11 protein-coding genes and 1 tRNA gene are annotated in these 16,009 nt (G+C 63.7%); 4 read left to right on the forward strand and 8 right to left on the reverse strand.

Annotated features, from left to right (window positions below):
- Window positions 1–32: 32 nt before the first annotated feature.
- Window positions 33–1,052 (reverse strand): FHA domain-containing protein, encoded by a 1,020-nt coding sequence (locus HX613_RS22715; protein ID WP_328284958.1) that lies wholly within the window; start codon window positions 1,050–1,052, stop codon window positions 33–35.
- The gene (gene gcvH, locus HX613_RS12190) at window positions 1,052–1,456 is read right to left on the reverse strand and encodes a glycine cleavage system protein GcvH (protein ID WP_143923801.1); all 405 of its coding nucleotides are present in this window, start codon (window positions 1,454–1,456) and stop codon (window positions 1,052–1,054) included. Before gcvH ends, HX613_RS22715 begins: the two co-directional genes overlap by 1 nt.
- 232 nt (window positions 1,457–1,688) lie before the next feature.
- On the opposite strand from gcvH, the gene HX613_RS12195 reads away from it, so the two are divergent.
- Window positions 1,689–1,765 (forward strand) — tRNA-Pro (locus HX613_RS12195).
- Window positions 1,766–1,940: 175 nt separating this feature from the next.
- Here the strand turns inward: HX613_RS12195 and HX613_RS12200 are convergent.
- Both HX613_RS12200 and HX613_RS12205 read right to left on the reverse strand, forming a co-directional pair.
- The gene (locus tag HX613_RS12200; protein WP_235345581.1) at window positions 1,941–3,176 is read right to left on the reverse strand and encodes an MFS transporter; all 1,236 of its coding nucleotides are present in this window, start codon (window positions 3,174–3,176) and stop codon (window positions 1,941–1,943) included.
- On the reverse strand, window positions 3,173–4,603 hold the full coding sequence (locus HX613_RS12205; RefSeq protein WP_235345582.1) for a sodium:proton antiporter: 1,431 nt from the start codon (window positions 4,601–4,603) through the stop codon (window positions 3,173–3,175). The genes HX613_RS12200 and HX613_RS12205 overlap by 4 nt, the downstream gene beginning before the upstream one ends.
- 281 nt (window positions 4,604–4,884) lie before the next feature.
- On the opposite strand from HX613_RS12205, the gene HX613_RS12210 reads away from it, so the two are divergent.
- Window positions 4,885–6,285, forward strand: a complete 1,401-nt coding sequence (locus tag HX613_RS12210) for a sugar porter family MFS transporter (protein WP_235345816.1) — start codon at window positions 4,885–4,887, stop codon at window positions 6,283–6,285.
- 75 nt (window positions 6,286–6,360) lie between these two features.
- Here the strand turns inward: HX613_RS12210 and HX613_RS12215 are convergent, their stop codons facing one another.
- Complete coding sequence (locus tag HX613_RS12215) at window positions 6,361–6,861, reverse strand: DedA family protein (protein WP_235345583.1); 501 nt, start codon at window positions 6,859–6,861, stop codon at window positions 6,361–6,363.
- 192 nt (window positions 6,862–7,053) lie between these two features.
- Window positions 7,054–8,268, reverse strand: a complete 1,215-nt coding sequence (locus HX613_RS12220; RefSeq protein ID WP_235345584.1) for a metal-dependent hydrolase family protein — start codon at window positions 8,266–8,268, stop codon at window positions 7,054–7,056.
- Window positions 8,269–8,466: 198 nt separating this feature from the next.
- Between HX613_RS12220 and HX613_RS12225 the strand changes: the two genes are divergently transcribed.
- Together HX613_RS12225 and HX613_RS12230 are read left to right on the forward strand one after the other, a co-directional pair.
- The gene (locus tag HX613_RS12225) at window positions 8,467–12,462 is read left to right on the forward strand and encodes a non-ribosomal peptide synthetase (protein WP_235345585.1); all 3,996 of its coding nucleotides are present in this window, start codon (window positions 8,467–8,469) and stop codon (window positions 12,460–12,462) included.
- Window positions 12,455–13,753, forward strand: coding sequence for a M1 family metallopeptidase (locus HX613_RS12230; protein ID WP_235345586.1), 1,299 nt, complete (start codon window positions 12,455–12,457; stop codon window positions 13,751–13,753). The genes HX613_RS12225 and HX613_RS12230 overlap by 8 nt, the downstream gene beginning before the upstream one ends.
- Window positions 13,754–13,832: 79 nt before the next feature.
- Here HX613_RS12230 and HX613_RS12235 read toward each other — a convergent pair whose 3' ends face one another.
- Both HX613_RS12235 and HX613_RS12240 read right to left on the reverse strand, forming a co-directional pair.
- Window positions 13,833–14,522 (reverse strand): GNAT family N-acetyltransferase, encoded by a 690-nt coding sequence (locus HX613_RS12235; RefSeq protein ID WP_235345587.1) that lies wholly within the window; start codon window positions 14,520–14,522, stop codon window positions 13,833–13,835.
- Entirely contained in the window at window positions 14,519–15,835 is a 1,317-nt protein-coding gene (locus tag HX613_RS12240; RefSeq protein WP_235345588.1) for an MATE family efflux transporter, read from the reverse strand. Before HX613_RS12240 ends, HX613_RS12235 begins: the two co-directional genes overlap by 4 nt.
- Window positions 15,836–16,009 lie beyond the last annotated feature (174 nt).

The raw sequence follows: 16,009 nt of genomic DNA on the forward strand, positions 1-16,009 counted from the left end.
CCTCAACTTCGATGTTTGACATTATCCCCCGGTCAGGAGCGCGGACGCTGCTGGAAAATCATCCGGAACTTGCCGATCTGCACATCGGCTCCGTTCTGCAGTTCAATTGAATCGATCAGCTGACGACCCACATAGGTCCCGTTGAGCGACCCGGTGTCGCGAAGCGTGAATCCGCTTGGAGTCCGAATGAACTCGGCGTGCTTGCGTGAGACTGTGACATCGTCAAGGAAGATGTCCGCGTTCGGGCTGCGCCCCACTGTCACCACATCGGTGTCGAGCAGGATCTGCGAACCCGAGTCCGGTCCCGACACGACGACGAGCAGCGCATCTGTGTCCTGCAGACCTTCAAGGTCGGGCACAGGGTGGATCTCGCCGGTATGCGGATCCAGAATTCCATGGAACTGCTGGCTGCCGGAATCGTTGGAGCCCGGCCCGTCGTTGCCGTACTGCTGGCCCTGACCATTCCCGTTGTACGGGTTCTGGCCCTGGCTGCCGTACTGCGGCTGATTGCCGTACTGCGGCTGACCGCCCTGACTATTGGGATCCTGTGGAATATAGCCACCGCCCTGGGGCTGATTGCCCTGAGGAGGATACTGCCCCTGATCCTGCTGGTACTGCGGCTGCTGATATGGAGGCTGCTGACCCTGCTGATACGCAGGCTGCTGACCGTTGTTGTACTGGCCCTGCTGCGCCTGGTTCTGCGGCGCACCATACTGACCGTAGCCGGGCTGCTGAGCACTGTTCTGCTGCGGAGCATTGCCGTACTGCGGCGCCTGCGATCCGTTGTTCACGGGCTGCTGGCCGTAGGGAGGTGTCTCCTGCGGAGCTGGTCCGCCCTGTGGCTGCGACTGGGCATAGTTCTGGACGTTGCCCTGGCTGCCGCCGCCGTTCTGACCATATGGACTGACCAACGGGTTGTGACGTGTCTCGGGGTCCGCGCTCTCATCACCATTGCCGGCGCCGAACGGAAACTTCTTCGATTGCGGCACTTGACCGTTGTCATACCAGGTCTGCGAGGGGTTGGGACGACCTTGATCGTTATTCTGCGACATTACGCCTCCTCGCTCTTAATGAGCTCTTGGTACTGCTCGCTGTCCAACAGCGCGTCGACCTGCTCTGGATCACTGAGTTCGACGAGATACATCCAACCGTCCTGGAAAGGGGATGAATTCACGGTCTCGGGAGCGTCGTCGAGTCCTTCGTTGACTTCCGTGACCGAACCGGACACGGGTGCGATGAGATCGGACACGCTCTTCGTGCTCTCAACCTCACCACAGGATTCTCCAGCAGTGGTCTTATCGCCGACATCAGGAAGATCGACATACACGACGTCACCCAGCTGTTCCTGGGCAAAATCGGTGATACCCACCCGCACAACTGCACTGTTGTCCGTGGTCTCGACCCATTCGTGGTCGCGTGAGTATCGCAAGGACACTGGATAATCCAGGTTTGCCATGTCGACTCCTCTTAGCTTGTTGGTCCTCCAAGCATAGCCGCCCGAGGTGGTTTCATAACAATCACGAAACAGAAATGTTACCGATCCTCGGGACCAGCCCAGGCTCGCACCCGCCTCTCACGTGACTACCTGGGATGATACCCGTTTTTTCGAGGTCACGAAACGCGGTTTTGGCACTTAGCCGGGGATCGTTATAGGCTGGGTCTCGTTGCTTTCCGAAGCAGCACGGAAACGGGCTATAGCGCAGCTTGGTAGCGCGCTTCACTGGGGGTGAAGAGGTCGTGGGTTCAAATCCCGCTAGCCCGACCATGTGATGTGTCGCGACATCGTTCACTCGATGTTGCGGCACATTTCTGTTTTCTGACTCGGGTCTGTCTCATTTCTGACCCGGCCAAATCTCACGACATCGCGCGCACATTCGGGTGCAAATCTCACGACATCGCGCGCACATTCGGGTGCATGTCTCACGTCAGCTTGTCTCACGTCATCGTTCCGCCTGCTCCTGCGCTCCTCCGAGCCGACCGGCGAAGATCATTGTGACCGCGCCGATGACGATCAGCACGGACAGACCCCAGCGGAGCGTGCCGAGGCTTGCGATGATTCCCACCAGCGGGCTGGTACCCAGGAATCCGACCCTCATGATCCAGTTGACCAGCGTCACTCCTCCGGCTCTGCCCACACCTGGAATGTGAGCAGCGGCTCCGAGCGCTCCTGGAACCAGAGTCGCCGATCCGTACCCCATGAGTGCCAGGCCGACCAACAGCTGAACCGGCTCGAAGGCAGTGACGACACCGATCCCGCCGAGGCCGATGAGGCCTCCCCCGAGGCGAGCGATCCGGCTGGAGCCGAAGCGCTGGACCAGGAAGTCGCCGCTGAAACGGCCCAGACACTGACTGCCGATGACCATGCTGAAGGCGATTCCGGCGGTTGCGGCAGTCACCCCGCTGAACTCAACAGCTGCTATCGCGGACCAGTTGTTCGCAATGTCCTCCACAGCCGTTCCGCAGATTGCGACGACGGCCAGCGGCAGCGCCACCAGCAGAACCGCACGCTTCGAACTTGGTCGAGCACCGCCCGAAGGCTCGCTGACATCGGCTGCGACCTCAGCGTCAGCCTCAGCGTCAACGCCCGTTCCTGCCCGCCGTCTGCTCTGGCCAACGTCTCCGATCAGCCTGCGGGCCGACATGATCACGATGAAAGTCACCACCGCGATCAGGGCCAGATGGACCCTCATGTCCACGCCGTTCGCGGCGGCAATGGTGGCAGCTGCACCACTGGCGAGACCTCCGAGACTCCACAGCGCGTGCATCGACGAGAGAATGACGCGCGACAGACTCTCCTGCACCCCGATGCCGACGACGTTCTGCGCCACATCAACAATGGCATCGAAGAAGCCGACGAAGAACAGACAGGCGGCCATCATCCAGCCATTGACGGACCACGCTGTGGCGGCCGCGGAGAGTCCCAGGAGAAGAGTGCCTCCAACGACGACAGCGTTGGCTCCGAACCGTGAGATGAGGTGCGCCGGGACGACAGAGGAGGCGATGGCGCCGAGGGCGAAGGAAGCGACGACGAGCCCGAACTCCCAGGAACTCAGCCCCAGTCGCTCGACCAACAGCGGGTACCACGGCAGCAGTGCCGCGAACATGAGGCCGTTGCAGCCGAAGTAGAGACCGACGCCGGCTATCGCACGGGCTCCGGAGCTGGGCCGATGGCTCATTCGCCGGACTCGCTCGTCCGGTCGAACGAGGCCGGTCCTTCCTTCGCTTCACGTCGGCCTGCTCGCACATTCAGCCCGGCCCGCCCGAGCACGAGCAGAGTCAGCAGGATCCCGAGGAGTTTCCACCACATGCCATCGGTCATGAACAGCAGCACCATTGCCGCCAGGATCGGGACCAGGTGGGACATCGACCACCCGACATAGCCTCCGAAACTCGGCATGGCCACGTTCGCCGAGTCCGCAACGGATTTCACCATGAAGTTCGGCCCATTGCCGATGTAGGTGATCGCCCCACCCATGACTGCGCCCAGGGACACCGCGATCAGCAGAGTCTCTGCAACACCAGCCACCCGGGGCTCCCCCTGCACCTGAGATGCCATTTCGAAGAAGGTCACATATGTCGGAGCATTGTCGAGCACCGAGGAGAGGCCACCGGTGAAGACGAACAGAGAGATCTCATTGAGCGGTATCCGATGCGCGATCTGACCAAGGTAGGCCAGCGCCGGCATCATCGTGAGGAAGATGCCGATGAACAGTGCTCCGACTTCCAGAATCGGGGTCCATGTGAATTTGTTGAGGTTGAAGCGGGCGCCTCGGTCTCCGAAGAGGAACGATGCGATTGCGGCTGTGAGCATCACGACCTCGCGCCAGGGAACGTACTGCGACAGGCTCGCGTGCCCGGATTCGACCGCATGCATGTCGATCGAGGGGATGAAGGCGACGGCGATGATGATGACAGCGAGGAAGGCGAGTCCGCTCGCCCCTCGCAGTCCCAGCTTGGTGACGTACTCCGCATCCTTCGCCAGCGCCACGGCGGGCTCCTTCGCATACATTCTGCGATCGAGTGCGTAGAAGCTGACCAGGAGCAGCGAATTGACGAACAGCCAGTACGGCCACAGCCCGAAGGTCCACTCGAAGGGAACCCCGCGCAGCATTCCGAGGAACAGCGGCGGATCGCCCAGAGGGGTCAGAAGCCCACCGCAGTTGGCCACGATGAAGATCGTGTAGACGACTGTGTGGGTACGGTGCCTGCGGTCCTGGTTGGTGTTGAGGATCGGCCGGATGAGGAGCATCGCCGCTCCTGTGGTGCCGATGAACGATGCCAGCACTGCGCCGATCGCCAAGAAGATCGTGTTGTTCTTCGGTGTTGCCCTGATATCGCCGACGAGGAAGATGCCCCCTGAGGCAACGAACAGGCTGCCGATCAGAACGATGAATTGGAAGTACTCCACCAAGGCGTGGGAAACGGTGGAACCGGCTCCGCCGATGACGAACCACACAGCGATCGGCACGCCGAGGACCAAGGCCACTGAGAGTTTGACGAGATTGCGGTCCCAGATCTTCTCGGTGGCCGGGATGAGCGGCAGGACTGCGACGCAGCCCAACAGCAGAACGAACGGGAGGATACTCCACCAGGCAACAGCCATCCGGCGGTCCCTTTCTCCTAACGGTGATGACGAGTTCCACCGAGCTCGTCGACGATCGCGTGGCACCACTCTACTGACATCCGGGTCCATTCCCCGCAGTGGCCCACTTCACGGACAGTCGCGTGCTCAACACCATCTCGGTGGCATACCCTGGGGTGCAGCTCATCGACGTCCCATTCGCGCCGCGTGCCGAATGTCATCCTCAGGAGGAGACTCGCTTGTCTCAGAACGCACCATCCCCCGATGGCAGACTGCACGGTCGAGAACGTGTGAATTCCCGGATCGTCGGAATCTCACTGGCCGCCGCGCTGGGCGGATTCCTCTTCGGCTTCGACACAGCTGTCATCAACGGAGCCGTCGACGCCCTGGCAGAGGAGTTCGCCCTCAGCGCCGGACTGAAGGGCTTCGCCGTCTCCTCGGCGCTGCTGGCGTGCGCACTCGGAGCCTGGTTCGCCGGTTCTGTGGCCAATCGCTACGGCAGACTCCCCGTCATGGTCGTCGCGGCGGTCCTGTTCCTCCTCTCTGCCATCGGCTCGGGCCTGGCCTTCGGCGTCACGGATCTCATCATCTGGCGTATGGTCGGCGGACTCGGCGTAGGCGCTGCCTCCGTCATCGCTCCTGCCTATATCGCCGAGGTGTCCCCCGCCCGAGTGCGTGGTCGCCTCGGGTCGCTGCAGCAGCTGGCGATCGTGACCGGTATCTTCGCGGCACTCCTGTCGAATGCGCTTCTGGCCTCACTGTCCGGAGGAGCCGCCGATCCGCTGTGGTTCGGAATCGAGACCTGGCGCTGGATGTTCATGGTCGAGGCACTCCCCGCTCTGGTCTACGGACTCATGGCATTGGGGCTTCCGGAATCTCCGCGGTTCCTTGTGGCCCGTGGCAGAGAGGACGAGGCCGCACGAGTTCTGCGTGTCTTCACAGGGGTCACCGACACCGGTTCCCTCATCGAACGGATCCGCGATTCGATCCGACGGGAGGACAAAGAGTCCTTCAAGGACCTCATCGGCAGACGGTTCGGCCTCAAGCCGATCGTCTGGATCGGAATCCTGCTGTCCGTGTTCCAGCAGTTCGTCGGCATCAACGTCATCTTCTACTACTCCACGACGCTGTGGAAGTCGGTCGGATTCGACGAATCCAGTGCCCTTCTGACCTCGGTCATCACCTCGGTGACGAACATCGTCGTGACGGTCGTGGCGATTCTCCTCGTCGACAAGGTCGGACGTCGGAAGATGCTGCTGGCCGGTTCGTTCCTGATGGGCACCTCCCTGGCGATGATGGCGGTGTCATTCTCGTTCGCCGAGCTCGCCACCGCCGCCGACGGCACCACCAGCGCCCATTTGGATGCACCGTGGTCGATCATCGCGCTGATCTCAGCGAATGTGTTCGTCGTCGGATTCGGTGCCACGTGGGGCCCTCTGGTCTGGGTGCTCCTGGGCGAGATGTTCCCCAACCGGATCCGTGCCGGTGCCCTGGCTGTGGCTGCTGCGGCCCAGTGGATCGCGAACTTCGCCATTTCGACGACGTTCCCGATCTTCTCCGATATCAGCCTGACCTTCGCCTACGGCTTCTACGCCTTCTTCGCGATACTCTCGTTCTTCTTCGTCTGGTGGAAGGTTCCCGAGACGAAGGGAATCGAGCTGGAGGACATGACCGAAGAGCTCACGGTGCGTCCACGCGATTGATTCCGCCGAGGCTGTCCCAGGGAGGACTGCCCCGGGGAGGGCCGGTCACGCCGAGGTGGTTCCGGGCAGGACCGGTCAGGCCGTGCCGTGGGCGGCGGGCTCGGTCTGCTCGTCCTTCTTCTTCAGCCCGATGAACAGGCCGAGGATGGCCAGGACGAAGACGGCGCCGAGCCCGATGGTCAGTCCGGGCTCCGCTTGGTAGGCCGTGGCCAGGGCCTTGAAGCCGATGAGGCCGACGGTCGAATAGATCAGGGCCCACAGAGACCCGCCGACGACGAGAGCGGGAAGATAGCGGCGATAGCTCATGCCGCTGGTTCCAGCCGCCAGATTGAGCACGGTCTGGACCCCGATCATGAGGAAGCTCACGGCGATCACCGGTGCCCCGAAACGCTCGATCATCGCTTCGGCTCGGCGGTACTTCGGACCGGACATGATCGTGTCGATGCGTTCGATCTTTCGAATGCCCTTGCGCGCCAACCGCCCCAGGAGGAAGGTTCCTCCCGCGCGGGCCAGGATGATGCCGAACAGGATGAGCCACGTAACGGCGATGGGAAACGACCAGTTCAGCGGGTTCATCGTGAATCGTCGTCCCTGCAGGCTGCTGCGTCTGGGGCTCCGCTGTCGGCACTGGCACCGGCACATGCACTGGCACTGGCACTGCACAGATGGTTTCGATTGCTCACGCCACGATTGTACGCCAGGTGAGGTTAGTCTTCCCTCACCTGGCGTACTCTCCCGCTGTCGTGCTCAGGCGTTCGGCCGGGCTCCTCAGATGAGGTCGCCACCCAAATGCACTGAGCTCACTCGCGACTCGATTCCCCTGACATCTTCGGTGCTGAGGTCACCGTCGACGACCACGAGGTCGGCGAGCGCCCCCTCAGCGATCCGGCCGATGTTGTCGTGGCCCAGCAGTTCGGCTGCGACGGAGGTCCCTGCTGCCAGCGCTTCGGTGGTGGAGAGGCCGACGCCGGCGAGGAGACTGATCTCTTCGAGGTTCTCACCGTGCGGGCCGACACCGGCATCGGTGCCCATCGCGATCGTCACCCCCGCCTCGTGGGCCCTCGTGATCGACTCCTGGTGCGCCTCGATCACGGAGTGGGCCTTGTCGACCACGGACTGGGGCAGAGCCGATCCGGCCTCGGCGGCCTTGATCACCGCCTGCGGTGCCTGCAGGGTCGGGACCAGGAAGGTGCCGTTTTCGAGCATGAGATCGATGGCTTCGTCATCAAGGTAGATGCCGTGTTCGATGGAGCGCACTCCCGCGCGGACAGCATTCTTGATTCCCGGTGCGCCCTGCGCATGGGACATGACGTGCGCGCCCTGGGCAGCCGCCTCGGCGACGATGACTGCGATCTCCGCCTCGGTGAACTGGGAGTGCCGGGGATCATCACGCGGCGAGAGCACGCCTCCTGTCGAGCAGATCTTGATGTGATCGGCTCCGGCACGCAGCAGCTCACGGGTCTTGCGCTGGACTCCTTCGAGACCATCGGCCACGCCCGAGGGCCGGCCGGGGTGTGGGGCTAAGAATGGCGAATCGGCCCCCGAGACCAGGTGGAAGTCACCATGCCCGCCCGTCTGGGACATGATGTTCACCGCAATCGACATCCGTGGCCCACGAACGATGCCCGTCTCGACGGCGACCTTCGCGCCGAGGTCGGTGCCACCGGCATCGCGCACGGTGGTCACTCCGCCCTTGAGCGTCTTCTCCATATTGTCGACGGAGTTGTAGAACTGCAGCGAGAACGGATCATGGAATGACGAGGAGTTGCTGGCCCCCGTGCTCATCAGGTGCACGTGGCAGTCGATGACGCCGGGAATGATCGTCTTGCCTGCACAGTCGACATAGGTGCCTCCGGCATCGTGTGAGCCCTGTCCGCCCTCGGTGACCGAGGAGATCGCTCCCCCATCGACGACGATGTCTCGCAGCCCCGGAAGGAACCTGGTTCCGTCGAAGACCTTGGCGTTTTTGAAGACTGTGACCATTGGCGTTCTCCTCATCATTGAAAATAGTGCGGGTGGATTAAGGATAATGAAGTGCCTGCACCATAGTGAAGAGGCTCACTGTCCGAGATGCCATCACCGCCCTGTTCACATTCGAGACACCTTGCCGATATATAGTCTTGGTCGGTGACTGGCGGCACGCACGCCGTCGTCCATCTCCAGCCCCGATCCGGAAGTCCTGTGACCATACATTCGGCCCAATTCCCCGCAACTTCGCGACCACGCGAGGACCGCACACTCATCGACGTCCTCCTCGAGGTTGCAGGCGCACACGGTGATCAGCCCGCAATCGATGACGGGCGCGGCGTCCTCAGCTATTCCGAACTGATCGTCGAGATCCGTGATCTCGCTCTCGAATTGGCCGCTGCCGGCATCGGGCCGGGAGACAAGGTCGGCATCCGAGTGCCGTCCGGCTCCGCCGATCTCTACGTCTCCATCCTGGCCACGATGATGCTCGGCGCTGCATACGTTCCCGTCGACGTCGACGATCCCGATGAGCGTGCACACACAGTCTTCACCGAGGCGGCTGTCACAGGCGTCATCACCGCCGACCGAGCGATCGAGTCGCGAACCGATCGGGGTCCGCTCGCACGATCTGAGCTGCGTCGCCCGACCCCCGATGATGACTGCTGGGTCATCTTCACCTCCGGATCGACGGGCAAGCCGAAGGGCGTGGCAGTCTCCCACCGCAGTGCGGCCGCATTCGTCGACGCCGAGGCGGCGATGTTCTGTCAGGAGGAGCCGCTGGGACCCGGAGATCGAGTGCTGGCCGGTCTGTCCGTGGCCTTCGACGCCAGCTGTGAGGAGATGTGGCTGGCCTGGCGACACGGCGCCTGTCTGGTCCCGGCACCCCGTGCCCTTGTGAAGTCCGGAATGGACCTGGGCCCGTGGCTGTCCTCACGTGGCATCACCGTCGTCTCGACCGTTCCCACCCTCGCAGCGCTGTGGCCCGCCGACAGTCTCGATGCCGTGCGTCTCCTCATCTTCGGCGGTGAGGCATGTCCGCCCGAACTCGGACGCAGGCTCAGCGATGAGAGCCGCGAAGTCTGGAACACCTATGGCCCCACCGAGGCGACCGTGGTGGCCTGCGGGGCACAACTCGATGGCTCCGAGCCTGTTCGGATCGGACTGCCCCTGGACGGCTGGTCCCTGGCCGTCGTCGATGCGGCAGGCATCCCGGTCGCTGACGGCCAGACCGGTGAGCTCATCATCGGCGGGATCGGTCTGGCCCGCTACCTGGACCCGGCCAAGGACGCCGAGAAGTACGCTCCGATGCCGACCCTCGGCTGGGACCGGGCCTACCGTTCGGGCGATCTCGTCATCAGCGACCCCGAGGGATTGATCTTCGTCGGCCGAGCCGATGAGCAGATCAAGCTCGCCGGCCGTCGCATCGAGCTCGGTGAGATCGATGCCGCTCTCCAGGCCCTGCCCGATGTCGAAGGTGCTGCGGCCGCAGTGAAGCAGACTCCGGCGGGCTCGGACATCCTCGTCGGCTACATCGCGTCGAGTACACCGAAGCCCGAGGACCGCATCTCCGAATGGGAACAGGCGCTGCGAGCCGAGCTGCCTGCGGCTCTTGTGCCACGGCTGACGCTCATCGACGAACTTCCGACGAAGACCTCCGGTAAGGTCGATCGCAACGCACTGCTGTGGCCGATGGGCGATGGCGCCGAGACCGAGGACAGCTCCGAGACCTTCGAGCCCGAGGTCGAGTGGATCGCCGAACAGTGGTCGGCAGTGCTCGGATCACGGCCGGGATCGGACAGCGACTTCTTCACCTCTGGCGGCGGCTCACTGGCAGCTGCGCAGATGGTCTCCCGACTGAGGACCCAGCATCCCAGCGTCACCGTCGGCGACATCTATGCCCACCCGCGCTTCGGCGCACTCGCGAACCTGTGCCGCGCCGACGACGGAGCCGCGGCGGGCGCCGGTCGCCCGAAGCGGACGATCACTCGGACGTCACGGGGGATGCAGGCCTTCCAGACTCTGCTCGCGGTGCCGGTCCACATCCTCGGCGGGGTCAGGTGGGTCGTCATTGCGATGGTCCTCGCGAATCTCGGCAGCAGCCTCGGCGCGGATCTCCCTGTCACCCCCTGGCCTGTGGTCATCACCCTGTTCCTCGTCTTCGTCACCGCGTGGGGCCGTATGCTCATCTCCGCCGGCGCCGCGCGCGCACTCATGCTCGGTATTCGTCCGGGTGACTATCCGCGGTCGGGGTGGGTGCATAAGCGCCTGTGGCTGGCCGAGCACATCGCCGATCTCGCGGCGGCCGTCTCGGTAGCCAGCGCCCCCTGGGTGACCTGGTACGCCAAGCTCCTGGGCAACCGGATCGGCTCCGATGCCGATCTGCACTCGGCTCCCCCGGTGACCGGTTTCCTGACCGTGGGCGAGGGCGCCGCGATCGAGCCGGAGGTCGATCTCAAGGGCTGGTGGGTCGACGGTGACCTGCTGCGCATCGGCACGATCGACGTGGGCTCCAACGTGACGATCGGAGCTCGTTCCACACTGATGCCGGGCACTCGAATCGGTGAAGGCGCACTGGTCGAAGCCGGATCGGCTGTGACCGGCAAGGTGCGCCGGAACCAGATCTACTCCGGTTCCCCCGCTGTCCGGATCGGCAAGGCCAAGAAGAGCTGGCCCGCTCCACCGCCTCGCCGTCGGCTGCCCTTCCTGCTCTATGCTGTGGGCTCTCAGCTCAACGCGGCTCTGCCCTATCTGGCTGCCGTGCCGGGCATTGCGCTGATGATTGCGGTCTCAGGCATCGGCGTCGTCGAGTCCCCGTTGCTCGTTCTCGCCTGGTCCCCTCTCATCGCCTGCATCTGGTTCGTCTGCACCGCCCTGTTCATCCTCGTGTCGGTGCGGCTGCTGGCCATCGGAATGAAGGAGGGAGAGTTCCCGGTCCGTTCTGCTCACGGCTACCGTATCTGGGCCACGGAGCGCCTCCTCGACTTGGCCCGTGATCTCCTCTTCCCTCTCTATGCCTCGATGCTCACCCCGTGGTGGCTGCGACTGCTCGGAGCGAAGGTGGGGCCGGGCACCGAGATCTCAACGGTGGTGTTCGTCCCCAAGATGACGACCATCGCCGCGGGGGCGTTCCTGGCCGATGACACCATGGTGGCCAGTTACGAACTCGGTCACGGGTGGATGCGAGCCGGCAAGGCGAAGGTCGGCAAGCGCGCCTTCCTCGGCAACTCGGGCATTGCCTCCCCTGGACGGCGAGTGCCAAAGAACGCACTGGTTGCCGTGTTGTCGGCAGCCCCGGCGAAGGCGAAGAAGGGCTCATCGTGGCTCGGCTCTCCCCCGGTGCAGCTGCGCAGGGCAGCGGTCGATGCTGATGAGGCGCTGACCTATGCCCCGAAGCTCGGCGTCAGATCGGCCCGGGCGTTCTTCGAGACCCTGCGGATCACCTCGGTGATGGTCGCCGGTGCACTCGTCGCCGCGGTCCTCCTCACGATCGTGTTCCTCCTCGGACTGCCGGGGCCAGGGACGTCTGCAGCTGGTGCGGGCGCGGCCGGTGGCGCGGCAGGCGATGGCGGATCGTTCCTGGCCTCTGTCGGGCTCGCCCTGCTGACCTCGGGCATCGTGATGATGGCCGCTGGTGCGGTGGCGGCGGGGCTCGCCATCGCGGCCAAGTGGATCTGCGCCGGTCCCATCAGAGCCGGCGAGCATCCCCTGTGGTCATCGTTCATCTGGCGCAACGAGGTGGCGGACTGCTTCGTCGAGCTCATCGCCGCACCATGGTTCGCCCGGAACGCCGTGGGAACTCCCGCCATCGTGTGGTACCTGCGGGCTATGGGAGCGAAGATCGGCCACGGAGTGTGGTGCGAAAGCTACTGGCTGCCCGAAGCCGACCTGGTCAGCCTGGGCGACAACTCCACGATCAACCGCGGCTGCGTGGTCCAGACCCATCTCTTCCACGACCGGGTCATGAGCTTGGACACCGTCGAGTTAGAGCAGGGATCGACTCTGGGGCCCAACAGCGTGATCCTGCCCGCCTCCAGCTTGGGCACGAATTCCACGGTGGGTGCGACCTCCCTGGTCATGCGCGGAGAGTTCGTGCCGGCCCACGCCTATTTCAGCGGCAATCCTGTCATACCCTGGGTGGATGCACCAGAACTTCCCGAGGGCGGATCCAGCGAGCCCGAAACAACGTCAAGGCGGCACCACGATGCTTGATCCCTATACCCCGAACGTCGGCAGCGCCGAGCTCACCATCGACCACTACGACCTCGACCTCGACTACCGGATCGGGCCCAACCGCCTCTCCGCACAGGCGAGCCTGACGGGTCGTGTGCTGGAGGAGACGAAGACGATCCTCCTCGACCTCACAGGTCTGCGAGTCACGAAGGCCGCCGTCAACGGCAAGAAGGTTCGGTACTCCACGCGGGGCAACAAGCTGCGCCTGACGACAGATCTCCTGCCGAAGAACCAGCCGGTGCGCATCGACGTCTCCTATGTCGGAAACCCGCAGCCTGCGATCGGGACCTGGGGTGACGTAGGTTGGGAGGAGCTCGAGGACGGTGTCCTCGTGGCCGGGCAGCCCGTCGGGGCCTCAACCTGGTTCCCGTGCAACGACCACCCCTCGGACAAGTCGAAATACCGCATCCGTGTGCTCACGGAAAACGAATATACGGTCGTGTCCAACGGAGAACTCGTCGACAAGGTTCGCAAGGCCGGCCGCACGGCATGGACCTACGAGTCACAGACTCCCCTGGCGACGTATCTGGCCACGGTGCAGATCGGCCGTTACCGGCACACCCAGATCGACGCCGAAGATGGTGCTGAGCCTTCTCCTGTCTCCCTGGGCCTCTACGCCGGCGAGCATTGGACGGCCGCGTCCACCCGTCTGCAGATCCAGCACTCCATGATGAACGAGTTCATCGAACGGTTCGGCCCCTACCCCTTCGACCGCTACGACGTGGTCGTGACCGACGACGAGCTCGAGATCCCCCTTGAGTCACAGCCTCTGTCCGTGCTCGGCCCCAACCATCTTGGCGAGGAGTGGGAGGCCGAGCGACTCGTCGCCCATGAGATGGCCCATCAATGGTTCGGGAACTCGCTGACGCCTCGGCGCTGGTCAGACATCTGGCTCAATGAGGGCTTCGCCTGCTATTCGGAGTGGCTGTGGTCGGAGGCATCGGGCCGCAGCAGCGCACATGAGTGTGCGCAGACCTGGCGGGAGGCCCTGGCCGACGAGCCGCAGGACTTCGTACTCAGCGACCCGGGCGGTCCCGATATGTTCGATGACCGTGTGTACAAGCGCGGGGCGCTCTGCTTGCACGCACTGAGGCTCGAGATCGGCGATGAGGACTTCTTCGCTGCGATCTCCGAGTGGACGACGAAGCATCGTCATTCTTCGGTCGAGACCTCGGACTTCCTCGAGTGCATCTCCGGCGTCGTCGGCCGCGACCTCGCCGAGGTTGTCCGGCCGTGGCTGTTCGAAGAGGAGCTGCCCGAGCTGGCCTAGCCGATTCGGCTAGTTCAGCTAGTTCGGCTGGCTGGGCTGGTTCGGCTGGCTCCTGATGTCATTGCTGACCTCGGTTCAGTCACTTGAGCTGGCGGACGAGAATATCGGCGTCTCCATTGCGCCCGACCGTGACGAACCCGCGGTCGTGGTAGAGACGAGCCGCGCCGTTTCCGTCCTCGACGGACAGACTGACGGCCGGGAAACCACTCATCTTCGCCAAAGTGCACACCACGTCGAGGAGCATGCCGCCGATTCCCTGGGACTGATGATCGGGCAGAACAGCCAATGACAGCTCGGGGATGTCCCCGGCCACCCAGCCGTACCCGGTGAAGCGTGAGTCCGCCTCGGCGGTGGTGTCGGTCGACTTTTCGATCACTGCATCGAACGCGGCCAGACGCAGCCATGCGAGACCGATGATCTCCGGTTCTGAATCCGCGGCGGGGGGTTGTCCGTCGGCGGGCTGGTCTTCGGTGGGGCGGTCTTCGCTGGGCTGCTCGTCGGCGGCGTCTCCACCGTTCGGGTCCTTCGCATAGGCGGCCACCGCAATGTCACCCTCGCGCCCCCAGTCCTTGAAGTAGAAGGCCGCATCGTCACGCTCGAGAAGCTCGTCGACGTCGATCCTCGGCTTGTCCATAGACCAGTTGAAGCAAAGATCGAGGAAAGGGAGGAATGCCTCGTCTGGGGTCTCTGCACCCAGCGGACGGATCCGTGACCTGAGTTCGGTCCGGCGGGCTGCCTCGGCGGAATCCTGGTTCTGACGTTCGTTCATGAGGTTCCTTTCTCGACCGCACGAGTGATCCAACTGCGATTGCGCACCCGCCATCCCAAAGTCAGCGCCCGGAGGCCGACGAAGCCGATGCAGAACGCGGCCCACAGGCCCAGAGCACCAGGCCAGTAGAGGACGATCGGAATCAGCAGGATCGCATATCCGCCCACAGCAACCAATTGTGCCAGAGCCAGATACCTGGCGTCCTCGGCACCCATGAGGACGCCGTCGAGGACGAATACATAGCCGGCGATGGGCATACTCAGGGCCAGCACGGGAAGGAGACTCGTCATCAGTGCGACGACTGCCGGGTCCGAAGAGAAGCCGCGCGGGATGATTCCGGCACCTGCTAAGAGGATGAGACCGACGACGACCCCGAAGACGATGCCCCACAGACACAGCCTCCGATTGATCGCGGCCACCGCGTCGACGTTCCGTGCGCCCAGCTGCAGTCCGATCAGGGCCTGACCGGCAATCGCCAGCGAGTCGAGGGCAAGTGCGAGAGCGAAGAAGATGCTCTGTGCGACTTGGATCGCGGCGAGTTCGGTCGTTCCCATAGCAGTGGCGAGGAAGACGAGGATGATCAGAGCCGCGCGCAGGGATGCATTGCGCACCAGCAGCCAACCGGAGGTCTTCGCCGAGGAGAGCACCCCGGACCAGTCAGGCCGAAAGGAGGCGTGGAAGCGTCGTGCCGCCCTGATCGAGATCGCCACGTAGACGGAGCACATCCCCGCTTGCGCGATGACGGTGCCCAGCGCAGAGCCGGCAACTCCCATATCGAGGCCGTAGATGAAGAGCGCGTTCAACCCGATGTTGGCGATGCATCCGACCGCAGCCACGATGAGTGGTGTGCGCGTGTCCTGCAGCCCGCGCAGTAGTCCTGTGGCGGCGATGACGACCAGCATGAAGGGCAGTCCCCACCAAGAGATGGCGAGATAGGAGTGCGCCCCCTCGGCGATCTCGGCGCCGGGTTCGAAAGCAGCGATCACCGGCTTGAGCAGAGGCAGCCCGATCGCCAGCAGCAGCACTGAGGTGCACAGAGCAAGCCAGATACCGTCGAAGCCCGCGTTGATGGCACCAGAGCGGTCTCCGGCACCCATTCGCCTGGCGACCCGCGGGGTGGTGGCATAGGCGAGGAAGATCATCAGTCCGAGGACGGTCTGCAGAATCGTCGACGCGATCGCCAGCGATCCCAGTGCACCGGCGCCGAGGTGGCCGACCATGGCCGTGTCAGAGAGCAAGAAGATAGGTTCGGCGATCAGTGCTCCGAGGGCCGGAAGTGCCAAACGGAGAATGTCTTTGTCGATCGCTGCCACGTATCGAGTCTAACGAATCGGTGGCGCAGTCTCTCGTGACGGCGCGCAGACTCTCGGGTCAGTGGCGACCGTTCCTGTGTCGGTAGCGCAGCTTCTCGTGTCAGTGGCGAATGGGATCATATAACAACAAACAGGACCCTGAATCCAGCAATGGCTGAGGAAACCTCACAGACG

This window comes from Brevibacterium sp. UCMA 11754 (assembly GCF_021532275.1).
GTDB lineage: Bacteria > Actinomycetota > Actinomycetes > Actinomycetales > Brevibacteriaceae > Brevibacterium.

Coding starts and splice junctions, on each gene's coding strand:
- HX613_RS12235 (WP_235345587.1), bottom strand. CDS start 14,522: ATGAACGAACGTCAGAACCAGGATTCCGCCGAGGCAGCCCGCCGGACC.
- HX613_RS22715 (WP_328284958.1), bottom strand. CDS start 1,052: ATGTCGCAGAATAACGATCAAGGTCGTCCCAACCCCTCGCAGACCTGG.
- HX613_RS12205 (WP_235345582.1), bottom strand. CDS start 4,603: ATGGCTGTTGCCTGGTGGAGTATCCTCCCGTTCGTTCTGCTGTTGGGC.
- HX613_RS12230 (WP_235345586.1), top strand. CDS start 12,455: ATGCTTGATCCCTATACCCCGAACGTCGGCAGCGCCGAGCTCACCATC.
- HX613_RS12200 (WP_235345581.1), bottom strand. CDS start 3,176: ATGAGCCATCGGCCCAGCTCCGGAGCCCGTGCGATAGCCGGCGTCGGT.
- HX613_RS12220 (WP_235345584.1), bottom strand. CDS start 8,268: ATGGTCACAGTCTTCAAAAACGCCAAGGTCTTCGACGGAACCAGGTTC.
- HX613_RS12215 (WP_235345583.1), bottom strand. CDS start 6,861: ATGAACCCGCTGAACTGGTCGTTTCCCATCGCCGTTACGTGGCTCATC.
- gcvH (WP_143923801.1), bottom strand. CDS start 1,456: ATGGCAAACCTGGATTATCCAGTGTCCTTGCGATACTCACGCGACCAC.